Below are 23,005 nucleotides of genomic sequence, written 5' to 3'. Positions count from 1 at the left end.
TCATAATCTCCGCCTCACGATCCTTCCATTCAGCAGATTGGTTTATCTCATGAAGAAGACACTTTTCGCCGCTCTCGGCGCCGCCCTGCTCTTCACCACGCCGGCCAAGGCCGACCAGGTGGAAATCCTCAACGTCTCCTATGACATCGCGCGCGAACTCTACGCCACGATCAACCCGGCCTTCGCCGAATACTGGAAAGCCGAGACTGGCGACGATGTTGAGATCAAGCAGTCGCATGCCGGCTCCTCCAAGCAGGCCCGCGCCATCCTGCAGGGCCTGAAGGCCGACCTCGTCACCTTCAACCAGGTGCTCGACGTGCAGATCCTCGCCGATAACGGCTTCGTCGCGGCCGACTGGCAGCAGGCGTTGCCGAACAACGCCTCGCCCTATTACTCGCTGCCGGCCTTCCTGGTCCGCAAGGGAAATCCGAAGGGCATCGAGGATTGGGACGATCTCGCCGCTGAAGGCGTGGAGCTGGTATTCCCGAACCCGAAGACCTCCGGCAATGGCCGCTACACCTATCTCGCAGCCTATGGCTATGCCCTCGACCAGTTCGGCGGCGATGACGAGAAGGCGCGCGAATTCGTTGGCGATTTCCTCGGCAATGTCGCCGTGTTCGACACCGGCGGCCGCGGCGCCACCACCACCTTCATCGAACGCGGCATCGGCGATGTGCTGATCACCTTCGAGGCGGAAGTGGAAAACATCCGCGCCCAGTACGGCGAAGACGAATATGAGCGCGTCGTACCCTCCATGTCGCTGCTTGCCGAATTCCCGGTCGCCGTCGTCGACAAGGTGGCGCAGGAGCGCGGTACGGAAGAGGTTTCCAAGGCCTATCTCGAATTCCTCTACACCAAGCAGGGCCAGGAAATCGTCGCCTCCTTCAACAACCGCGTCCACAACGAGGAAGTGAAGGCCGAATATGCCGACAAGTTCCCCGAGGTGAAGCTGATCACCGTGGAAGACGTGTTCGACGGCTGGGAAGCGGCCAACGAGACCCACTTCGCCGATGGCGGCGTGCTGGACCAGATCCAGTCGGCTCGGTAACCGCAGCCTGCCAAGAAGTGCCGCATTTGCCTGATCGAAAGGCGGTGCGGCTTTCCTGTTCGCGCCGTGCTCTCCACGTTCTCCGCGTCACCCTCGGGCTTGACCCGAGGGTCCAGGCGACGTTCTCCGTGTGGCCTGGATGCTCGGGTCAAGCCCGAGCATGACACGTCGAGGGGTGAGGCTCGAGAACACCGGAGCCGTCCGTGGTGCACCTCTCTTCGACAGAACACTCTTCGAGACGCACCTATCGCCTGCACCAAACAAAACCCGTGCCCCATGCGGCAGGACTTGCTATAGCCTCCGGCATCACCGCGAAAAGGCCATCATGACGTTCATCATGCCGACAGCGACGAGACGCGCGAACCGCAGCGTCATGCCGGGTTTCGGGCTGACGCTCGGGACCACGCTGCTTTTTGTCGCCCTGATCATCCTGCTGCCGCTGTCGGCGCTGTTCTGGCAGCTTGGCCAGCTCGGCTTTGCCGATTACTGGCGCATCATCACCAATCCGCGCACGCTTGCAGCCTTCCGGGTCACGATTTCGGCGGCAGCACTCGCCACCGTGTTCAACGCGTTTTTCGGCCTGCTTCTCGCCTGGGTGATCGTGCGCTACACATTTCCCGGCAAGCGCCTGCTCGATGCGCTGATCGACCTGCCCTTCGCGCTGCCGACCGCCGTTGCCGGCATCGCGCTGGTGGCGCTTTACGACCGCAATGGCTGGATGGGCATGCTCCTGTCGGAGTTCAACATCAAGGTCGCCTATACCTGGTGGGGCATCGCGCTCGCCATGACGTTTACCTCCGTCCCCTTCGGCGTGCGCACGGTTCAGCCGGTGATGGAAAGCCTGAGCCATGATCTGGAAGAGGCGGCGCAGACGCTTGGCGCCACCGATTTCCAGGTGTTCCGCCATATCGTGTTTCCGCAGCTTTTCCCGAGCTTCATCATGGGCGCGTCGCTGGCCTTTGCCCGTTCGCTCGGCGAGTTCGGCGCGGTAATCTTCATCGCCGGCAACATGCCGTTCAAGACCGAGATCGCCTCATTGCTGATCATGATCCGGCTCGATGAATATGATTTCCCCGCCGCAGCCGCGATTGCCGGCACGGTGCTGGCGCTGGCGCTCCTCGTGCTGATCCTCGCCAACATCGCCCAGAACCGCGCCGCGCGGCATATGACGAGGGGTGCGTAAAATGGCCCATTCGCAAGTTGCAGCCCTGATGCGCAAACGCCGGATGAAGCGAACGGCGTTGGTCCTCGTTGCCGTGCTCTTCGCAGCCCTCGTCATGGGCCTGCCGAGCGTGGCGATCTTTGCCCGCGCCTTTGCCGAGGGTATCGGCGTTTACGCCTCAGGCCTCCTCGAGCCGGAAACGCTGCATGCGATCAAGCTCACCGTGATCACGGCGCTGATCGCGCTGCCGGTCAATATCGCCTTCGGCATATGCGCGGCCTGGGCCGTCACCCGGTTCCGGTTTCCCGGACGCCGCGTGCTGATCACGATCATCGAGCTGCCGTTCTCGATCTCGCCGATCGTCGCGGGCCTTTGCTATCTGCTGGTCTACGGCTCCACCGGGCTTGTCGGCAGCTATGCCGATCAATACGGCATCCAACTGATGTTCAACCTCACCGGCATCGTGCTGGTGTCGCTGTTCGTCACCTGCCCCTTCGTCGCCCGCGAGGTGATCCCGTTGATGGAGGTCGCCGGACGCGATCAGGAGGAAGCGGCGCTGACGCTCGGTGCCAACGGCTGGCAGACCTTCTTCCATGTCACCCTGCCCAATATCCGCTGGGCGCTGCTTTACGGCGCGATCCTGGCAAACGCCCGCGTCATCGGCGAGTTCGGCGCCGTCAGCGTCGTCTCCGGCAATATCCGCGGCGAGACCATGACGCTGCCGCTGCAGGTGCAGTTGCTTTATGACGATTACAACGTGACCGGCGCCTTTGCCGCCGCCACCATTTTGACGGTGATCGCGGTGATCACGCTGATCCTTCGATCGGTGATCGAATCCCGCCACCCGCAAGCGCACTGAGAAAGACCGACAATGGCCCTCACAGTCGAAAACATTTCCAAGTCCTACGGCAGCAACAAGGTGCTGGACCGCGTCGACCTCGATATTCGCCCCGGCGAGTTCGTGGCGCTGCTCGGACCGTCCGGCTCCGGCAAGACCACGCTGCTGCGCATCATTGCCGGTCTGCAATTCGCCGATGAGGGCCGGCTCCTGATGGAGGGTGAGGACATTACCGGGCTGGAGGCGCGGCTGCGCCGTTTCGGCATGGTGTTCCAGAGCTATGCGCTGTTCGAGCACAAGACCGTTGCCGAAAACGCCGCCTTCGGGCTGAAGATGCGCCCGCGCGCCAAACGCCCCTCACGCGAGGAGATCGCCAAGCGGGTGCGCGACCTGCTGGACATGGCCGAGATCGGGCATCTTGCCGACCGCTATCCCTCGCAGCTTTCCGGCGGACAGCGGCAACGCGTGGCGCTGGCGCGGGCGCTTGCGATCGAGCCGCGCCTGCTGCTGCTTGACGAGCCGTTCAGCGCGCTCGACACCAAGATCCGCAAGGGCTTGCGCGGCGCGCTCCGCGACCTTCAACGAAAGGTCGGAATTTCCGCCATTCTGGTGACCCATGACCAGGAAGAGGCGTTCGAGATCGCCGATAGGATCGCTGTCATGTCGGACGGCCATATCGAGCAGTTCGGCACGGCGGAGGAATTGCTGCGCCGGCCCGCGACGCCGTTCGTCGCGGAATTCCTTGAAGGCATGAGCAATTACCAGAACCAGGGCGCCGGCATCTGATCAGCCTGTCATGGAGGCGGCAAACAGCGTCAGGCCCAGAAGCGTGACGAGAAGCGCGCCGCCGATCTCGATGCCGTAGCCGATCCGGGTCGCGCGCTTCGAGCCGCGACCGGCGAGCCGCACGGCGAGCCCCTTGGCCGAAACCGCGATAATCGCCAGCACCGAGACCGTGATCGCGGTACCGATCGCCATGGCGAAGACCGAGGCGATGCCGCCGAGGATCAGCCCGTTCAGCAGCGCGAAGGTCAGCACGATCAGGGCACCCGAGCAGGGCCGCATGCCGATCGCAAGAACGGCGGAACCCGCGCCCTTCCAGTCGAAATCCTTGCCGCCGAGATCCTTCGGCTCCGGCATGTGCACATGGCCGCAGCCGCAATCGGGGCCATGAACATGGTGATCGTGGTCATGATGATGGCCGTGGTTGTGGGCTGCGTGGTGCGCATCGTGCTCATGGCCATGCGCGTGATCGTGTCCATGGTCATGATCATGAGCCCCATGGCCTGTGCCTGCGAAGATCGCACGGGTCTTGGTATAAAGCAGCCACAGCCCGAAACCGGCGATCAGCAGAAAGCTTGCGCGCTCCATGAACAGCGTGGCGTCCCGCATCGAAACCGCCGTGCCGCGCAGAAACAGATAGGCCGCGCCCACCAGCAGGATCGCCGTCACGCCCTGCGCCAGCGAAGCGACGAGCGAGATCGCAATCCCGCGCTTCAGTTCGGTTTCGTTGGCAATCATGTAGGACGAGATCACCGCCTTGCCGTGGCCGGGGCCTGCGGCATGGAACACGCCATAGGCGAAGGAAAGGCCGACGAGGCCCAGCACCTTCACCGGATCATCCTTCATCGCCTTCAGCGCCGCCGTCAGCGCCCGGTAGAACTGCTGCTGATACTGGTTGATGGTCATCAGCACCGATTGCAGCGGGCCGAAGGATGAGGAGAATGACGGCTCGGACGAGCCGATGCCGAGCGGCGAGGCCGAGAACGATTTCTGGTTCAGGCCGAATATCAGAAAAGCCAGAAGCGCCAGAAGCAGGACAAGCGCGATCGGGCGGATCATTCGGTGCATGTGAGGTCCAGGCGGGTTGCGAAAAGCTTGCTCATGTCGGTCGGATCGTTAAAGAACGCCGCCGTCAGCGCATCGCTGTTTTCGGAGATGATTTCATCGGGGTCGGGTCGCACGACCGCGGCCTTGCAGCGCTCAAAGGCATCGCCGATCGTCACCAGGTCCTCGTCGCGCTGGAAGTCGATCGCGGTGTACATGCTGGCATCATAAATGCCGAAGGTGAGATGGCCGTCAAGCCTGACCGGCCTCGACGGCTTTGCCGAGAAGATCAGCAGCAATTGCCCGTCCATCATGTCGGCATGGATGACGTCGGGCTCTGCCAGCGGCACGTCTTCGCCATTGTCGTTGATCTGGGTGTAGTAGCCATATTCGGCAAGCGACTGCCGCACGGTATCGCCGATTTCCGTCAGCTCATCGCCGGTGAGCTGATTGTCCATGTTGGCGTCGTAATCGAGAATGACCGAGGACGAGAAGAACTCGTCGAAGCGCCAGACATTCTGCAGCGCGGTGACATTGCCGTCGCCATCGGCCACCACTTCCAGCCGCGCATCGACAAAGACATGCGGATGGGCGCTCGCCTGCGAGGCGGCGGCGAGGCAGAAAAGGGCGGCGATGCTCAGGCTGCGGTGAAATTTCATGCTGCTTCATTGGCGCAAAACTGAGTCAGAAAAAAGCCCGTTTTCGCAGATTTTGGCGCGGGCGCGACTTGCGTGATCGAAAGGGCGTTCAAAAAGGCCAGAGCGCGCCCCTCGGCTCATGGACGCACCACGGTTTAACAGCGAACGCCTCCCACATTCCGGGTCATCCTCGGGCTTCACCCAAGAAGGAAGGGCCGATAACCCAAGATGGTCAAAGCTTGATGCTTGTTCAGCGGTCCAAAGCGCGCCCCTCGTCAAAAGGACGCGCCTTGTCGCGATGCGCTTGCTCAATGGGCGCTGAGGCCCTCTTCCGGCGCCGGTGCGGCCGCGGCGCCGGCGATGATGATCGGCGTCAGCAGGTCGCCCCACTTGCCGCCGCCGTGATGGCGGGCCGAGCGGATGATCTCGACCGAGACGCCGGCATCGACAGCCCGCATCACCGCCTGGTTCAGCCGGTGGAGATCATTGGCGACCATGCGGATGGCGGCCTGCTGCTCGGCGGACATTTCGCCCGATTGCGCCTCGGCGCGTTCCTTGACGTTGAGTTTCGGTGTCATTACGCATTCCTCCCTTGCCTATTCTGCTGCCTCGAACTGGGCGGTTTCGGTTGATTCTCCCATCGCGGTTGTCGAGCCGGTGCCGCCGGTGATCGCCATCGACACGGCGTCGAAATAGCCGGTGCCGACCTCGCGCTGGTGACGGGTGGCGGTGTAGCCGTTGCGCTCTGCCGCAAACTCCGCCTGCTGAAGCTCGCTATAGGCCGCCATCTGGCGCTCCTTGTAGCCGCGGGCAAGCTCGAACATGCCGTAGTTGAGCTGGTGGAAGCCCGCCAGCGTGATGAACTGGAACTTGTAGCCCATCGCGCCGAGCTCGCGCTGGAACCGGGCGATATCGGCCTCGTCCAGGTTCTTCTTCCAGTTGAACGACGGCGAGCAGTTATAGGCCAGAAGCTTGCCGGGATGTTCCTTGTGAACACCCTCGGCAAAACGCTTCGCCTGTTCCAGATCAGGCTTCGAGGTCTCGCACCAGATCAGGTCACAATGGGGCGCATAGGCGACCGCGCGGGCGATGCCTGACTCCAGCCCGTTTCTGATCTGATAGAAGCCTTCCGTCGTGCGCCCGGCATCGTAATCGACGAAGGGCCGGTCGCGCTCGTCGATGTCCGAGGTCAGAAGCTTAGCCGCTTCCGCATCGGTGCGGGCGATCACCAGCGTCGGCACGCCCATGACGTCGGCGGCGAGCCGGGCTGCCGTCAGGTTGCGGATATGCGCCGCCGTCGGGATCAGCACCTTGCCGCCGAGATGGCCGCACTTCTTTTCCGAGGCAAGCTGGTCCTCGAAATGGACGCCCGCGGCGCCCGCCTCGATATAGGCTTTCATGATCTCGAAGGCGTTGAGCGGGCCGCCGAAACCAGCCTCAGCATCGGCAACGATCGGCGCGAACCAGGTGTCGACCGAAAGCCCCTGGCCTTCCGAAACCTCGATCTGGTCGGCGCGCTGCAGCGTCTTGTTGATGCGCCTGACCAGTTCCGGCCCGGCATTGGCCGGATAAAGCGACTGGTCGGGATACATCGCGGACGCGGTGTTGGCGTCGGCCGCGACCTGCCAGCCGGAGAGATAGATCGCCTTCAGCCCGGCGCGGACCATCTGCATGGCCTGATTGCCCGAGAGCGCGCCGAGCGCGTTGACGAAATCCTCGTCATGGATCAGCGTCCACAGACGCTTGGCGCCTTCTTCCGCCAGGGTGGCGCGGATCGGCATGGAGCCGCGCAGGCGCTTCACGTCCTCGACGCTATAGGGACGCTCGACCCCGTCAAACCGGCCTTCGACCGCGCCTTCGACAAGTTTGTAAAATTCCGACATTTCTTTCTCCTCACTTCAGTATTCGCGTCCGTCTCGATCCAAGACATCTGCTTTCGATGTGACAGGATTAACGGGAAACAGGCGTCCAATCCAATAAAATGAGCTGTACTCGGCGTGAAATCGGGTTATACTGTCGCTTGTTTTACAGATCGCCTTTGTAAATCTGTAAATCTTGTAAAAGGATTTTGGGTGATGGAAAGCAAGATATTCGCCGGGCCGCGCCTGCGCCGGTTGCGCAAGCAGATGGCGCTGACGCAGACGGCGATGGCCGAGGCGCTGTCGATCTCGCCGTCCTATCTCAACCTGATCGAGCGCAACCAGCGGCCGCTGACGGTGCAATTGCTGCTGAAGCTCGCCGCCGTCTACGATGTCGATATCGCCTCGTTGCAGGGCGAGAGCGGCGGTACGATCGGCCAGCTCAAGGCGGTGTTCGCCGATCCGCTGCTCTCCGGCGAACTTCCCGGCGATCAGGAGCTGATCGAGGTGGCCGAGGCCGCGCCCAATGCGGCGATCGGCATGATGAAGCTCTACCGCGCCTATCAGGAACAGGCCGCCCGCCTTTCCGACCTGACGGCGCTCTTGGCCGAGGAAGGTCGCCAGACCCACCTTGCCGGAAGGCGGCTGCCGCATGACGAGGTCCGCGAGGCGCTGTCGCGACGTCCCTGGTACTTCGACGCGCTCGACCGCGCCGCCGAGGCGCTTCACGCCGAACTTGCCCCCGGCGACGAGATGTCAGCCGCGCTCAAGGATTGGCTGCGCGAGCGCCACGGCATCGCCGTCCGGGTGCTGCCGCCGCATGCCCTGGTCAATCTCGGCCGCCGCTTTGATCGCCATACAATGCGGCTGTTCATTTCCGCCCGGTTTTCGCCCCATGACCGTCAGCGCGAGATCGCGATCGAGGCGGCGCTGCTGGCCTTCCGGGACGAGATTGCCGAAGCGATCGAGACGCTGGCGCTCACGGGCGACGAGGCGCGGCGGATCGCGCGGTTCGAGCTTGCCCGCTACGCCGCCCATGCGCTGCTGATGCCCTACGGCCCGTTCGTGGAGGCCGCCCGCCGGGACCGGTTCGATATCTCGCTTCTGGCCGGGCGCTTCGGCGTGTCGTTCGCCCAGGCGGCGACAAGGCTGGTCAGCCTGCAACGGCCGGACAATGCCGGACTGCCGTTCTTCGCTATGGAAGTGGATGTCGCCGGCAATATTCTGCGGCGGATCGGCGAGGGCGGCTTGCGCGGTGAATGTCCAAGGCTCGACGTCTACGACGCCTTCGCGCGGGCCGGTCGGCTGATCGTCCAGCGCGCCGCAATGCCGGATGGCGCGGAGTTCCTGACGCTGTCGCGCACGGTGGAGGGGCCGGAGCCGGCATCCGGCGAACGGCCGCATCTGACCGCGCTGCTTGTCGGCCTGCCCTACGCGCATGCCGCCGCGACGGCCTATGCGACGCCGGAACAGCCGGCAACGCCCATCGGCCCGGTCTGCCGGCTTTGCGAGCGGATCGGCTGCCTGTCGCGCGCCGAACCGCCTGTGACGCGACCACTCGGTCTCGACGAAATGGTCGCGGGGCTCTCGGCCTTTGATTTCCGCTGAGGCAGCCGGCGCCTATAGGCCAGCGCGCCCTCTCTGCTTCAGGGCGGAGAGCGCCGCTCGTCGTGGTCAGCCGGCAAGTGACCAATGCAGCGAGATGGCGCTGAATTTAGTGTACCGTTATTCGTTACACTAAATTCGAAATTGCGCTGAAATATTTACACACCTCCCGCGCGCCCGCTATAGACGCTCCCACCTGACACCGCTTGGAGGAGCGCATGACCCGCACATTTACCATCCTTGCCGCAGCCGCGCTTGTCGCCGGGCTCACTGCCGCGCCGGCGCTTGCGGAACCCCGTAGCGACATCATCGTCGGCATGGCGATCGAGCCGACCGGGCTCGACCCGACGGCCGCCGCCCCGGTCGCGATCGGCCAGGTGGTCTGGAAGAACCTGTTCGAGGGGCTGACAACGGTGGACGAGAACGGCGACATCGCCCCGCAACTTGCCGAGGAATGGGCGGTTTCCGAGGACGGGCTGACCTATACGTTCAAACTGCGCGAGGGCGTGACCTTCCACAACGGCAAGAAGTTCACCGCGGAAACGGCAAAATATTCGATCGACCGCATCATCGCGGATGACAGCGTCAATCCGCAGAAGGCGCTTTACAGCGCGATCGAGACCGTCGAGGCGACCGACGCGCACACGCTGACCCTCACCCTTTCCCGCCCCGCCTATGACCTGCTCTACTGGCTCGGATTCCCGGCCGCCGTGATGGTGGAGCCGGAAAGCGCGGCGACCAACGCCACCGTTCCGGTCGGCACCGGCCCGTTCGAATTCGGCGAATGGAAGAAGGGCAACCAGGTCACGCTCGCCCGCAACCCGAATTACTGGGGCGAGAAGCCCGCGCTTGAAACCGTGACCTTCCGCTTCATTGCCGATGCGCAGGCGCAGGCCGCCGCGCTGACCTCCGGCGGGGTCGACGCCATACCGGAATTCGCGGCCCCCGAACTTGTCGGCACGTTCGAAACCAATGACGCCTTTGACGTCGTGCCCGGCACCACCGGCATGGAAGTCGTCGCCGGCATGAACAATACCAAACCGCCCTTCGATGACGCCCGCGTGCGCCAAGCGCTGATGATGGCGATCGACCGGCAGGCGATCATCGACGCCACCAATTCCGGCTACGGCACCCCGATCGGCAGCCATTTCTCGCCGTCCGATGCCGGCTATGAGGACCTCACCGGCGTGCTGCCCTACGACCCGGAACAGGCGAAAGCGCTCTTGGCCGAGGCCGGCTACGGCGATGGCCTGTCATTCACCATCAAGGCGCCGAACCGCGGCTATGCCGAAAGGGCGGCGGAAATCATGCAGGCCTATTTCGCCCAGATCGGCGTGACCGCCACGATCGAATCCTCCGAATTTCCGGCAAAATGGCTGCAGGATGTGTTCAAGGACACCAATTACGACATGACAATCATCGGCCATGCCGAGCCGCTTGATATCGGCATCTATGCCCGTGACCCCTACTACTTCAATTACGACAACCCCGAATTCGACGCGACGATGACGGCGATCGCCGATGCGACCAGCGAAGAGGAGCGGCTTGCGGGTTACAAAAAGGCGCAGGAAATCCTTGCCGAGGACGTGCCGGCGCTGTTTCTCTATGCTTGGCCCAAAATCGGCGTCTGGAACGCGGATCTGGAAGGGCTGTGGACCAACGAGCCGGTGCCTTCCAACGACATGACCGGCGTGCACTGGAGCAAGTAGACCGTGTTGCAAACCCGGCCGGCGGTGCGGCGCATCGCCGGCAATCTTGCCTTTCTCGCCGCAAGCCTGCTGGCGGTCTCCTTCATCATCTTCGCGGTGATGGCCGCGGTTCCGGGCGATCCGGCGGAGATCATGCTCGGCACCTCGGCGGCCCCGGATACGCTCGCGGCGCTCAGAAGCCAGCTTGGCCTCGACCAACCCTTCCTCCTGCGCTACGGCGACTGGCTGGCGGGGCTGCTCACCGGCGATCTTGGCCTGTCCTACACCTATTCGACGCCCGTTGCCGAGCTGATCGGCGAGCGCCTCGCCGTCACCCTGCCGCTTGCAGGCTACGCCGTGGCGCTGTCGCTGCTGATATCCCTGCCGCTCGGCGTGCTCGCCGGTCAGAAGCCGGGCGGGCCGGCGGATATCGTCGCGACCTTCTTTTCCCAGATCGGCATTGCCGTGCCCGGCTTCTGGATCGGTCTGCTGCTGATCCTCGGCGTGGCGCTCACGCTCGGATGGTTTCCGACCGGCGGCTTTCCGGGCTGGCTGGCAGGCTTTCTGCCCGCAATGAATGCGCTGACGCTGCCGGCGATCGCGCTTGCCATTCCGCAGGCCGCCGTGCTGACGCGGGTGACGCGCACGTCCGTCATCGAGATCGCACGCGAGGATTTCGTGCGCACGGCGCGGGCCAAGGGCGCAAGCCGCGCCCGAGCGCTGTGGCGTCACGTCGTGCCCAACGCGCTGATCCCGGTGGTCACCATGCTCGGCATGCAGGTCTCGGTGCTGATCGCCGGCACCGTGCTGGTGGAAAACGTCTTCACCCTGCCGGGCCTTGGCACGCTTGCCTATCAGGCGCTCGCCCAGCGCGACCTGATCGTGATCCAGAATGTCGCGCTGCTGTTCGCCGTCATCGTCATGGGCCTCAATTTCGCGGTCGACACGCTTTACGCGGTGATCGATCCGCGCCTGAAAGCCGCGCGATGAAACACCTGCCCATCATCATCGGCGGCCTCATCACCGCCGTGCTGGTTGCTGCGGCGATCCTCAGCCGGTTCTGGACGCCGATGGACCCTGCCGCGATCAACATTCCGCTCCGCCTCAAGCCCCCCGGCCCCGGCGGGCTGTTCGGCGCCGACCAGTTCGGCCGCGACGAATTGTCGATGATCATGGCCGGCGCATGGACCTCGTTGTCGATCGCCTTTTCCGCGGTTGCGATCGGCGGAACGCTGGGTACGGCGCTCGGCGCGATGGCGGCCGCAAGGCGGGGCGTCACGGAGGCCGCGATCATGCGCGTCAACGATATCGTCTTCGCCTTTCCGCCGGTGCTGTCAGCATTGCTGCTGGCCGCGGTGCTGGGCGGCGGGCCGGCGACCACCATCACCGCGATCGCGCTGTTCATGGTGCCGGTCTTTGCCCGCGTCAGCCGGGGCGCGGCGCTGCAGATCTGGGCGCGCGACTATATCCTCGCCGCCCGCATGGCCGGCAAGACCGGAACGCGGATCACGCTCGAACATGTGCTCCCCAATATCGCGACGCAGATCATCGTCCAGGTCGCGATCCAGACCGGGCTCGCGATCCTCACCGAGGCCGGTCTTTCCTTCCTCGGCCTCGGCGTGGCGCCGCCGACGCCGAGCTGGGGACGGATGCTGGCCGACGCCCAGACCTATCTCGCAAGCGCGCCGCATCTGGTGCTGGCCCCCGGCCTTGCCATCGCCTTCTCCGTTCTCGGCCTCAACCTTCTGGGCGACGGCCTCGGCCGGCTGACCGACCCGCGCGAGGCGTCATGATGCTCGATATCCGCAATCTCAGGGTCAGTTTCCCCGACCGGCGCGGCGGGCGGCGAGAGGTGCTGCACGGCATCGACCTGTCGCTGGCAAAGGGCGAGACGCTCGGCATTGTCGGCGAAAGCGGGTCGGGCAAATCGGTGCTGGCGCTGGCGGTGATCGGCCTGTTGCCGAGGGCGGCGCGGGCGGAGGGTGAAATCCTGCTCGACGGCGAAAACCTGCTGGCGCTGCCGGAACGCAGGCTCACCCGACTGCGCGGGGCAAAGATCGGGATGATCTTTCAGGAACCGATGACCGCGCTGAACCCGGCCATGACCGCCGGCGGCCAGATCGCCGAGGCGCTGCGCCTGCATCGCCCGCTCTCGCGGGCCGACGCCAAGGCAGAAGCGCTGCGTCTGATGGACATGGTCCGTATCCGCAACGCGAAAACAAGAATAAATTCCTATCCGCACGAGCTTTCCGGCGGCGAGCGCCAGCGGGTCGGCATCACGATCGCACTGGCGCTCAAGCCCGGGCTGCTGATCGCCGATGAACCGACCACCGCGCTCGACGTCACCGTGCAGGCGGAAATCCTCGACATTCTCGACGATCTCGTCACGGAGCTCGGCATCGGCCTGATTCTGATATCGCACGACATCGGCGTCATCGCCCGCATGGCCGACCGCGTTCTGGTGATGCATGACGGGCGGACGATGGAGGAAGGCCGAACCGAAGACGTGCTGCGCCACCCCACCCATGACTATACCAGGACGCTGCTGGCATCGCTGCCCAGACGGGTGCGCGCCGGGCTGGAGGGCGGATCATGACCCCGCTGCTGCAGACCGAGGGGTTGTCCCGGCATTATGGCGGACACACCGCGCTGGACGATGTCTCGATTGCGCTCGAGCCCGGTGAAATCCTCGGCGTTGTCGGCGAGAGCGGGTCCGGAAAATCGACGCTTGCCCGGCTGGTCATGGCGCTCGACCGCCCGAGCGCCGGTCGGGTGCTGTTTGCGGGCGCCGACCTGTTTTCACAGCGGCCGCGCGACCTGCGCCGGATGCGGCGTCATTTCCAGATGGTGTTTCAGGACCCCTATGGCGCGCTCGATCCGCGCCAGACGATCGGCCGCATCATCGCCGAACCGCTGGCGCTCGATCCGGAAGCGCCCACCGGCAAGGCAAGGCGGATGCGGGTGGCAGCCCTTCTGGAAGAGGTCGGGCTTCAGGGACGGGACATCGACCTTTACCCGCACGAATTTTCCGGCGGCCAGCGCCAGCGGATCGCGATCGCCCGTGCGCTGATCACCCGTCCGAAACTGCTGGTCGCCGACGAGCCGACCTCGGCGCTGGACGTGACGGTGCAGGCGCAGATCCTGAAGCTCATTCTCGCGATGCGCGCCGATCACGGCCTCTCGGTGCTGCTGATCACCCACAATATCGCTGTGGTCGATGAGATCTGCGACCGCGCTGTGGTGATGCAGGCCGGCCGCGTGGTCGAGGAAGGGCCAGTCCCGCAACTGCTCGACGCCCCGCGCGAAGCCTATACAAAACGCCTGCTGGCCGCCGAACCGACACTGGCCCGGATCGGTCGCAAAAGACGCGGATAAAAAAAGCCCGGCCAGGCTTGCCGCCGACCGGGCCATGCGGCTTTCACCGCGGGAGAGACTGCTAAACTGGTGCGCCGCATAAGGCGGTTCAAGAAAATAACGAATTTGTCATGATTGGCCCCTCCAGCGCTTATGCGGTGGGCATGCTGCCTAGTAAAAGGGCACCCGTTTCGAGCCCTGCGTTTTTTGCATAGGGGCATTGCTGTTAACCCCCTGCCTCATGCTTCGCGGGCTCTGTATATATCCAATCAACAACAGCGCACCGAACACACGAAAGGAGCCGCAACATGAACATTCAACGCTCGTTCAACAACTGGCTCAAGTATCGCGAAACCGTCGCCGAGCTTGGCCGCATGAGCAATCGCGAACTTTCCGACCTCGGTATCAGCCGCTCTGATATCCGTCGCGTCGCCCGCAAGGACGCGATCTGACAAGTTTTCGAAGGGTGCTATCCTCCTCCCGGCCCCCTTCGATCAGGATCGGCGATCCTCCTCCTCCTCCTAAATCGCCGATCACCACGATGACGCCCGCCGGATCCTCCTCCCCCGGTGGGCGTTTTCATGTGCGCAATTGAGGGTCGTTCAGGCTGACCGGACCTACGGATAAAGGTAAAGCCTTTCCCAGGCGCTGCGCGGGATTTCTTGCCCAAGTTTGAAACTGAATGATTCGATCGCAAGCTCGTCGCTCGCCGTCACGCAGCGATAGGAGAGCTTGTACCAGTGACCGCGGGAGCGCACGGCCGCGCCCGGAGCGCTGAGGCTTGTGCCCTCCAACTCCGTCGGCGCGAAGGTATAGGCGATCACCTTGTCGGGGGTCATGTCCTTGCGCGCCGCGTCAATCCTTGCCAGAGCCTCGATATCGCAACGCTGTTCCAGTTTCTCCTCGGGATCGAGCCGGTCGAGTTCGTTTTCGATCCGCTGGCTGATGGCGAGAGCCGGGGTGGCAGCAAATGTGAGCGTCAGCAGCGCAAGGAGGGCCTTGTTCAAGTCTCTGTCTCCGATCGTGGGGATTTGTCTTTCGCGTTTCCGGCCGGAATCGGCGTCTTCAAACGCATAGCGTACTGTAAGCACAGAGCAGTCGAATACGGCAAGTCTGAGACCGCGCTTGATGTCGCCCGGGCGCGCCCCTATCTTGCACCGACATGAATGACCCGAAAGGCCTGTCCGTGACCCCCTTCAAGACGCTGCCCGATGCTCCCAAGGCAAACAAGAAGCCTCTCAGCGACACCCGCCACGGCAAGACCCGGACGGATGATTACGCCTGGCTGCGGGCCGCCAACTGGCAGGCGATGTTCAAGGACCCGACGATCCTGGAAGCCGACATTCGCGCGCATCTGGAGGCCGAGAACGCCTATATGAAGGCCGCGATGGCCGACACCGAGGCGTTGCAGAAAAAGCTGGTTGCCGAAATGCGCGGCCGCATCAAGGAGGATGACAGCTCCGTGCCGATGAAGGAAGGGCCCTATGCCTACGGCACGGCGTTTCGCACCGGGGCCGAACAGCCCTATTTCTTCCGCATCCCGCGCGATGGCGATGTCAATGACGAGAGCATCCGCGAGATCCTGCTCGATGGCGATCTGGAGGCCAAGGACAAGGCCTATTTCGATCTCGGCGGCTTCGACCAGACCACGGATCACAGCCGCGCGATCTGGAGCTATGACGACAAGGGATCGGAATTCTACACGCTGACGGTCCGCGACCTTGCAAGCGGCAAGGATATGGATGATCGCATCGAAAATACCGGCGGCAGCGGCGTCTGGGCGCCCGACGGAAAGAGCTTCTTCTATACCGAAGTCGATGAAAACCACCGCCCCTCGAAGGTCTTCCATCACGTGATCGGCACGAAACAGGCCGACGACCGACTGGTCTACGAGGAAAGCGATCCCGGTTTCTTCGTCGGCATCGCCGGCTCGCTGCTGGATGATTTCATCTACATCGACATCCACGATCACCAGACCTCCGAAGTCCGAATCATCCCGACCACAAATCTTAACGCCGCGCCGGCCCTGGTGGCGGCGCGCGAGACCATGGTGGAATACGACGTCACCGAGGGCGGCGACGTCTTTTATATTCTGACCAATGACGGCGGGGCCAAGGATTTCAAGATCATGGAAGCGCCGGTCGCCGCGCCCGGCAAGGAAAACTGGAAGGAGGTCGTGCCGCATCAGGAGGGCCGGCTGATCCTCGCGCATACCGCCTTCGCCCGCCATCTCGTCTGGCTGGAGCGCTTTGCGGGTCTGCCCCGCATCGTGATCCGCGACCGGGCGACCGGGGAGGAACACGCCATCGCCTTCGATGAGGAGGCCTATTCCCTCGGCCTGCAGGGCGCTGCCGAATACGACACGGACACGATCCGCTTCTCCTATTCCTCGATGACGACGCCGAGCCAGCTCTATGATTACAACATGGCGACGCGCGAACGCACGCTTTTGAAGACCCAGGAAGTCCCCTCCGGCCATAACCCGGATGACTATGTCACCCGCCGTATCCAGGCGAAGGCCGCCGATGGCGAGCTGGTTCCCGTCAGCATCGTCTATCGCAAGGATACCCCGCTCGATGGCAGCGCGCCCTGCCTGCTCTATGGCTATGGCGCTTATGGCATATCCATCCCTGCCTCGTTTTCCACCAATTGCCTGTCGCTGGTCGATCGCGGTTTCGTCTATGCCATCGCCCATATTCGCGGCGGCAAGGACAAGGGTTTTGCCTGGTATGAAAACGGCAAGATGGGCAACAAGAAGAACACCTTCTCCGATTTCATAGCGGCCGCCGACGCGCTTGTGGCCGAGGGTTTCACAAGTCACGGCAATATCGTTGCCGAGGGCGGGTCGGCCGGCGGCATGCTGATGGGCGCCGTCGCCAACATGGCGCCGGAGAAATTCGCCGGCATCATCGCCGCCGTCCCGTTCGTCGATGTGCTGACCACGATGCTGGACGACACCCTGCCGCTGACCCCGCCGGAATGGAACGAATGGGGCAACCCGATCGCTTCCGAGGAGGCCTATGACTATATCGCCAGCTACAGCCCCTACGACAATGTGGCGGCGAAGCCCTACCCCGCCATTCTGGCGCTCGCAGGGCTCACCGACCCGCGCGTGACCTACTGGGAGCCGGCGAAATGGGTGGCGAAGCTGCGTGAAGCAACCACCGGCACGGCGCCGATCCTGCTCAGAACCAATATGGACGCAGGCCATGCCGGCGCATCCGGCCGGTTCCAGCGGCTGGAGGAAAAGGCGCTGGAATATGCCTTCGCGCTGAAGGTTGCGGGCAAGGCGGAGCGCTGAGGGCCGGCAGGCTCCGGCATCTGCCCCCGGCGGAACCGACAGGCTCTGCCGCACGTTTCATGTCATGGCTGGAAGGGGCAGGGCTGAATGAAATTCGAGATGTCAAAGACCTGGTGGATGGTGCTCCAGGCGATGCGCCAGGTGTGGTTCGTCGCATCGCTCTATTGCGTCGCCGCCATCATGACAGCCCTGCTCGGCATCATGGCCGATCCCCTCATCCCCGATGACCTTCAGGACATTATCGGAAGCAGCGCGGTCAACAGCCTGCTGACCATCATCGCTACGAGCATGCTTTCCGTGCTGGTGTTCTCGCTGAACACGCTGGTGCAGGCCTCGACGGCGGCTGCCAGCAATGCCACGCCGCGCGCCGTCGGTACGCTGTTGCAGGACCGCATCGCCCAGTGGGCGCTTTCGACCTTCCTCGGCGCCTTCATTTTCAGCCTTGTCGGCCTGATCGCGCTTAACACCTCGCTCTATGGCGGCGGCGGCCGGCTGATCCTGTTCCTCGTCACCATCGCGGTCATCGTGCTGATCGTGGTAACGATGCTGCGCTGGATCAACTATCTCGGCCATCTCGGTCAGGTCACGAAAACGATCTCGCAGGTGGAATCCGCCTCCTGCCCTTCCATGGAGCACTATCGCCGCGCGCCCTATCTGCATGCCCGTCCGCAGGAAGGCCCCGTTCCCCACGGGCTTTCGATGATCGAACATGACCAGATCGGCTATCTGCGGTTTATCGACGTTCCCGCGCTCGACGATATCGCGGATCGGCTCGAGGCGAATATCCACGTATTCGAGCGCCCCGGCGCCTTCGTGACGCCCGGCCGCCATATCGCCGGGATCGCGCTTCCAGACGGCAGCGCGATCGACGACGAAACCCGTGAGGCCCTGCGCGGCGCCTTTACTATTGGCAATGCCCGCAGCTACGACCAGGACCCGCTTTACGGTCTTACCGTGCTCTCCCAGATCGCCATGCGTGCGCTCTCACCGGGCATCAACGACCCGGGCACGGCGATCGACGTGATCGGCAATATCGTGCGCATCATGGCCTCGGGCAAAAAGGCCGAAGCGGAGGTGCGTCACAGCCGCGTCTTCATCCCCGCCATCGAAACCGACGATTTCTTCGACGCGGCCTTTACCGGCATTTCCCGGGACGGGGCGGACAAGGTTGAGGTGGGAATGCGGCTGCAGCACGCATTCGAATCCCTGTCGCTGCTTCCGTTTGTCGGTTACGGCGAATGCGCGCGGGACTATTCGGCCCAGGCGCTGGAACGCGCACGAAAGATGCTCGATTTCGACAACGATATCAAACGCCTGGAAGCCTCCGCCAAAAAGGGCCGCCTGTCGCCCTGATCCCTGGCAATATCCCGTCAGGAACATTCCGCCGTACGCGTCGTTATGTTTAAGTCCGCCCCGACTGCGGGGCCGGCTTTCCATGTCCGCGGATGACGCCGGCGTCATCTGCTTGAGACACGCGAATATGGGGACATTTTCAATGATTATTTTCACGACATTCATCTTTGCCGTGATTGGCCTGTTTCTGGGCGGCGGCGGCATCTGGCTGATCACGCTCGGCGGCAGCTGGTTTTATCTCATTGCGGGCGCCGCGTTTCTGGCGACGGCCTTTTTTGTATTCACCCGCTCCGCGCTTGCTTACTGGATCTATGCCGCAACCATATTGGTGACGCTGATCTGGGCGCTGCTGGAGGTCGGCTTCGACTGGTGGCAGCTTGGCGCGCGCGGCGGCCTCGTCGTGCTGCTCGGCCTTTGGCTGCTTCTGCCCTGGGTGCGCCGGCCGATCCTGCGCGATGAATACGGCTTTCCGGAAAAAGACAAGCCCGCCCGTGCCGGCCCGTGGCCGCTGGTGGCAGCCGTTCTGGTATCGGTTGTGGTCGCGGTCATCTCGCTGTTCACCGACCCGCATGCGATCGAGGGGGCTCTGCCCGGCGCCCGCAGCGCCAGCGCCGAAACGGCCGATGCCGTTCCCAGCGGCGAATGGCGTGGCTATGGCCGCACCGAAAGGGGGCAGCGCTGGTCGCCGCTCGACCAGATCACCCCGGAAAATGTCGGCGACCTGGAGCTTGCCTGGCAGATCCAGACCGGCGACATGAAGGGGCCGAACGACGTTGTCGAGACCACCTATGAGAACACCCCGCTGATGGTCGACGACACGCTCTATGTCTGCACCCCGCATAGCTGGGCGATGGCATTCGATGCCAAGACCGGCGAGGAGAAATGGAAGTTTGACCCGAAGGTTCCGGTTGACGGCAACCGTCAGCACCAGACCTGCCGCGGCGTGACCTATTACGACGACCCCGACATTGCCGAAGGCGAACGCTGCAAGACCCGCGTCTACCTGCCGACATCGGACGCCCGCCTGATTGCGCTCAATGCCGAAGACGGCACGATCTGCGAGGATTTTGCCGACAACGGCACGCTGCAGCTTCAGAGAAACATGCCTTACAAGACACAGGGCTACTATTACTCGACATCGCCGCCGCTGGCGATAAACGGCAAGATCGTGGTCGGCGGCTCGGTCAACGACAATTACTCGACCGACAGCCCGTCCGGCGTGATCCGCGCCTATGACATCGACACCGGCGAACTGATCTGGAACTTCGATACCGGCAATCCGGATCAGACCGAACCGCTCGGGCCGGACGAAACCTATACCAAGAACTCGCCGAACAGCTGGTCGGTGATGTCCGGCGACAGCGAACTTGGCCTGATCTACGCCCCGATCGGCAACCGCACGCCGGACCAGATCGGCCTCAACCGCTCGCCCGCAGTCGAGAAATATTCGTCCTCCGTTGTGGCTCTCGATGCCGAGACCGGCGAGCCTGTCTGGAATTTCCAGGGCGTTCACCATGACCTCTGGGACATGGATGTGCCGGCCCAGCCCGCCCTTCTGGACCTGACGATCGACGGCGAAACCGTGCCGGCGCTGGTGCAGGCGACCAAGCAGGGCGAAGTCTTCGTGCTGAACCGTGAAACGGGCGAGCCGATCCTTCCCGTGAAGGAGGTCCCAGCACCCCAGGAGGGCGGACTTGAGGGCGAGAACCTGTCGCTGACCCAGCCCGTCTCGGCGCTTTCCTTCAACCCGCCGAAGCTTGAGGGCAAGGACATGTGGGGGGCAAGCCTGCTAGACCAGCTCGTCTGCCGCATCAAGCTGAAGCAGTATAATTACGAGGGCCGCTACACGCCGCCATCCGTTGACGGCACAATCGTCTATCCCGGCAATTTCGGCACGCTCAACTGGGGTTCGGTCGCCGTCGATCCGGAGCGGCAGGTGATGTTCGCCATGCCGGTCTACATGGCCTACACCTCGACGCTGGTGCCGAAATCAAAGCCCGGCGTGCCGACCCAGGGCATCAACTCCAATAACGGCGCCGACTATGCCGTTGCCTTCTCCACCCTGCTCGGCCCGCTCGGCGTGCCCTGCCAGGCGCCGCCATGGGGCTATGTCGCGGGCGCGGATCTCACCACCGGCGAGATCGTGTGGAAGCACAAGAACGGCACGATCCAGGACATGACGCCGCTGCCGCTCAAGATCAAAATGGGCGTTCCCGGCATTGGCGGCCCGATCATGACCAAGGGCGGCGTCGCCTTTCTCGGCGCGACCATGGACAATTATATCCGCGGCTATGACGTGACCACCGGCGAACAGCTCTGGGAGGCTCGGCTGCCGGCCGGCGGCCAGGCGACGCCGATGACATACGAAACCGCGGACGGCACTCAATACGTGCTGATCGTCGCCGGCGGCCATGGTTCGGTCGGCACCGAGACGGGCGATTATATCCTCGCCTACAAGCTGCCGGAGGGCTAGGATAGTCCGGCCGGCGGACCTTCCGCCGAGGCAAGGGCGTACCGGAATGCCGCCGAACGCCCTTTCCTTCCGGCAATTTGCCCGGATATTTCCGGGCCTGACGGTTGCCCTTCCCGGAAGGGCTTCCTATGTAACCCGCAAGCGTCAATTTATTAACTGAGGAGTATTGAACATGGCTTTTGAACTGCCCGATCTGCCTTACGCCTATGACGCGCTCGCCCCCTACATGTCGGCCGAGACGCTCGAATACCACCACGACAAGCACCACAACACCTATGTGACCACCGGCAACAAGCTGGCGGAAGAAGCGGGTCTCGGTGGTCTTTCCGTCGAAGATGTCATGGTCAAGGCCTATGGCTCCAACCAGCCGCTCTTCAACAATGCCGCCCAGCACTTCAACCACATGCATTTCTGGAATTGGATGAAGAAGGATGGCGGCGGCACCAAGCTGCCGGGGGCGCTTGAAAGCGCGATTTCCTCCGATCTCGGCGGCTTCGACAAGTTCAAGGCCGATTTCATTGCAGCCGGCGTTGGCCAGTTCGGCTCCGGCTGGGCATGGCTCGCCGTCAAGGATGGCAAGCTTGAAATCATGAAGACGCCGAACGGAGAAAACCCGGTGGTTCACGGCGCCAAGCCGATCCTCGGCGTTGACGTGTGGGAGCACTCCTACTACATCGACTACCGCAACGCCCGCCCGAAATACCTGGAAGCCTTCGTCGACAATCTCATCAACTGGGACTATGTCGCCGAACTCTACGAAGGCGCCACCAAGTAAGGCCGAGGCCTTCGCGTTAATAGAAAAAGCTCCGGCCCTTTCTGGATTTCGTCAGTAATCCGAGCCCGCCGGTTTCGACCGGCGGGCTTTTCTATGCGGGCGAATAAAGCTGGGCGCTTGATAACAAGATGGTTCAGCTTGCCTGATGTCGGTCACTCCCACATGTTGCAGCCTCACATATAACCATCCCCCTGGCGCTAAAGGCGTTCGCGATCTGCATAACCATGTATTTACGCTTCGCCGCTAAGCTGCTTGCGTTCACGCGGCAAGGATAGTCGGGCGCAGCCGGAAAATGGCGCGGTCCGGGTCGCCGCGGCTGCCGCCATTACGGAGCGGAGGCCATGAACAGGTCGCGGTCCGGTCGGAGATGATACATGTCGCGCTCCCTGCTTGCCTCGGCCTTGAGCCTGAATGGCGGCTATGTTGACACTATGGGCTTTGTCGCCCTGCACGGGCTTTTCACCGCTCACGTCACCGGCAACTTCGTGACGCTGGGCGCTGCAATCGCGACCGGCACCGGCGGTTTGCTGGCAAAGGCGCTGGCGCTGCCTGTCTTCTGCGCTTCCGTCATGGCGGCGCGCTATTTCGCGCGCTGGCTTGGGCGGCATGAGCGCGCGGTGGTTCCCGTGCTCCTGAAATTGCAGTTCGCGCTGTTTGCGGCGGCCGCCGCGCTGGTATTCCTGCTGCCGACAGCTGCAAACAGTGCCGGTGAAATCATCACCGGCATGACCCTTGTCGTCGCCATGGCGATACAGAACGCCGTCCACCGGGTTCACCTGCCCGATCTTCCGCCTACCACGCTGATGACCGGCACGACGACGCAGATCATGCTCGACGTGACCGACCTCGTCTTCGGCGGCGCGATCGACAAGGCGCCGTTGAAACGCCGGCTGAAGCGGCTGATACCGGCTCTATTCCTTTTCGCGTTGGGCTGCGCGCTCGCTGCCCTTGCCTATCGTATGATCGGCCGATTCTGCTTCCTGGCCCCGCCGATCATCATCATGCTGGCCTTCCGCGCATTTCAACTGGAGGACAAGGCCGAGAAATCGGTGCCTTGAGGCAGGCCGGACGCTCCGGTCGGATT

The 23,005-nt window shown here is 63.3% G+C and carries 21 protein-coding genes; 16 read left to right on the top strand and 5 right to left on the bottom strand.

Annotation, left to right across the window (positions count from 1 at the left end):
* Window positions 1-49: 49 nt before the first annotated feature.
* The 4 genes from cysP (at window position 50) to V6765_RS19370 (ending at window position 3,834) form a co-directional block, all read left to right on the top strand.
* Window positions 50-1,048 (top strand): thiosulfate ABC transporter substrate-binding protein CysP, encoded by a 999-nt coding sequence (cysP, locus tag V6765_RS19385; RefSeq protein WP_448431820.1) that lies wholly within the window; start codon window positions 50-52, stop codon window positions 1,046-1,048.
* Window positions 1,049-1,373: 325 nt separating this feature from the next.
* A complete protein-coding gene (gene cysT, locus V6765_RS19380; protein ID WP_448431818.1) occupies window positions 1,374-2,231 on the top strand; it encodes a sulfate ABC transporter permease subunit CysT in 858 nt (285 codons plus the stop codon).
* A 1-nt stretch (window position 2,232) separates the two neighbouring features.
* Complete coding sequence (gene cysW / locus V6765_RS19375) at window positions 2,233-3,069, top strand: sulfate ABC transporter permease subunit CysW (RefSeq protein WP_448431816.1); 837 nt, start codon at window positions 2,233-2,235, stop codon at window positions 3,067-3,069.
* A 12-nt stretch (window positions 3,070-3,081) separates the two neighbouring features.
* The gene (locus tag V6765_RS19370) at window positions 3,082-3,834 is read left to right on the top strand and encodes an ABC transporter ATP-binding protein (RefSeq protein ID WP_448431814.1); all 753 of its coding nucleotides are present in this window, start codon (window positions 3,082-3,084) and stop codon (window positions 3,832-3,834) included.
* On the opposite strand, the gene V6765_RS19365 is transcribed toward V6765_RS19370, so the two are convergent.
* The 4 genes from V6765_RS19365 to aceA form a co-directional block, all read right to left on the bottom strand.
* Window positions 3,835-4,899, bottom strand: coding sequence for a nickel/cobalt transporter (locus tag V6765_RS19365; protein WP_448431812.1), 1,065 nt, complete (start codon window positions 4,897-4,899; stop codon window positions 3,835-3,837).
* The gene (locus tag V6765_RS19360; protein ID WP_448431810.1) at window positions 4,887-5,534 is read right to left on the bottom strand and encodes a DUF1007 family protein; all 648 of its coding nucleotides are present in this window, start codon (window positions 5,532-5,534) and stop codon (window positions 4,887-4,889) included. The genes V6765_RS19365 and V6765_RS19360 overlap by 13 nt, the downstream gene beginning before the upstream one ends.
* 287 nt (window positions 5,535-5,821) lie before the next feature.
* Window positions 5,822-6,091, bottom strand: a complete 270-nt coding sequence (locus tag V6765_RS19355; protein ID WP_448431808.1) for an SMc00767 family acetate metabolism repressor — start codon at window positions 6,089-6,091, stop codon at window positions 5,822-5,824.
* A gap of 18 nt (window positions 6,092-6,109) precedes the next feature.
* Window positions 6,110-7,396, bottom strand: a complete 1,287-nt coding sequence (gene aceA, locus V6765_RS19350) for an isocitrate lyase (protein WP_448431806.1) — start codon at window positions 7,394-7,396, stop codon at window positions 6,110-6,112.
* 189 nt (window positions 7,397-7,585) lie between these two features.
* On the opposite strand from aceA, the gene V6765_RS19345 reads away from it, so the two are divergent.
* From V6765_RS19345 to V6765_RS19315, 7 genes are all read left to right on the top strand, one after another.
* The gene (locus tag V6765_RS19345) at window positions 7,586-8,980 is read left to right on the top strand and encodes a helix-turn-helix domain-containing protein (protein WP_448431804.1); all 1,395 of its coding nucleotides are present in this window, start codon (window positions 7,586-7,588) and stop codon (window positions 8,978-8,980) included.
* Window positions 8,981-9,195: 215 nt separating this feature from the next.
* A complete protein-coding gene (locus tag V6765_RS19340; protein ID WP_448431802.1) occupies window positions 9,196-10,686 on the top strand; it encodes an ABC transporter substrate-binding protein in 1,491 nt (496 codons plus the stop codon).
* 6 nt (window positions 10,687-10,692) lie between these two features.
* Complete coding sequence (locus tag V6765_RS19335; RefSeq protein WP_448432021.1) at window positions 10,693-11,655, top strand: ABC transporter permease; 963 nt, start codon at window positions 10,693-10,695, stop codon at window positions 11,653-11,655.
* The gene (locus V6765_RS19330; protein WP_448431800.1) at window positions 11,652-12,458 is read left to right on the top strand and encodes an ABC transporter permease; all 807 of its coding nucleotides are present in this window, start codon (window positions 11,652-11,654) and stop codon (window positions 12,456-12,458) included. The genes V6765_RS19335 and V6765_RS19330 overlap by 4 nt, the downstream gene beginning before the upstream one ends.
* On the top strand, window positions 12,455-13,261 hold the full coding sequence (locus tag V6765_RS19325) for an ATP-binding cassette domain-containing protein (protein WP_448431798.1): 807 nt from the start codon (window positions 12,455-12,457) through the stop codon (window positions 13,259-13,261). The genes V6765_RS19330 and V6765_RS19325 overlap by 4 nt, the downstream gene beginning before the upstream one ends.
* Complete coding sequence (locus tag V6765_RS19320) at window positions 13,258-14,040, top strand: ABC transporter ATP-binding protein (RefSeq protein WP_448431796.1); 783 nt, start codon at window positions 13,258-13,260, stop codon at window positions 14,038-14,040. Before V6765_RS19325 ends, V6765_RS19320 begins: the two co-directional genes overlap by 4 nt.
* A 287-nt stretch (window positions 14,041-14,327) precedes the next feature.
* Entirely contained in the window at window positions 14,328-14,471 is a 144-nt protein-coding gene (locus V6765_RS19315; protein WP_230718728.1) for a DUF1127 domain-containing protein, read from the top strand.
* Between the two features lie 165 nt (window positions 14,472-14,636).
* Here the strand turns inward: V6765_RS19315 and V6765_RS19310 are convergent, their stop codons facing one another.
* The gene (locus V6765_RS19310; protein WP_448431794.1) at window positions 14,637-15,026 is read right to left on the bottom strand and encodes a DUF930 domain-containing protein; all 390 of its coding nucleotides are present in this window, start codon (window positions 15,024-15,026) and stop codon (window positions 14,637-14,639) included.
* A 179-nt stretch (window positions 15,027-15,205) separates the two neighbouring features.
* Between V6765_RS19310 and V6765_RS19305 the strand changes: the two genes are divergently transcribed.
* From V6765_RS19305 to V6765_RS19285, 5 genes are all read left to right on the top strand, one after another.
* Window positions 15,206-17,320, top strand: a complete 2,115-nt coding sequence (locus tag V6765_RS19305; RefSeq protein WP_448432019.1) for a S9 family peptidase — start codon at window positions 15,206-15,208, stop codon at window positions 17,318-17,320.
* An 87-nt stretch (window positions 17,321-17,407) separates the two neighbouring features.
* Window positions 17,408-18,673: a DUF2254 domain-containing protein gene (locus tag V6765_RS19300; protein ID WP_448431792.1), complete on the top strand. Its 1,266-nt coding sequence runs from the start codon at window positions 17,408-17,410 to the stop codon at window positions 18,671-18,673.
* A gap of 142 nt (window positions 18,674-18,815) precedes the next feature.
* Complete coding sequence (locus V6765_RS19295; RefSeq protein ID WP_448431790.1) at window positions 18,816-21,146, top strand: membrane-bound PQQ-dependent dehydrogenase, glucose/quinate/shikimate family; 2,331 nt, start codon at window positions 18,816-18,818, stop codon at window positions 21,144-21,146.
* Window positions 21,147-21,318: 172 nt separating this feature from the next.
* Complete coding sequence (locus tag V6765_RS19290) at window positions 21,319-21,921, top strand: superoxide dismutase (RefSeq protein ID WP_448431788.1); 603 nt, start codon at window positions 21,319-21,321, stop codon at window positions 21,919-21,921.
* A 374-nt stretch (window positions 21,922-22,295) separates the two neighbouring features.
* Window positions 22,296-22,979, top strand: coding sequence for a YoaK family protein (locus V6765_RS19285; RefSeq protein WP_448431786.1), 684 nt, complete (start codon window positions 22,296-22,298; stop codon window positions 22,977-22,979).
* Window positions 22,980-23,005 lie beyond the last annotated feature (26 nt).

It is taken from the genome of Martelella sp. FOR1707 (genome assembly GCF_053484265.1).
The sequence above is the reverse complement of the archived record's forward strand: the minus strand, read 5'-3'. Positions and strand labels throughout refer to the sequence as shown.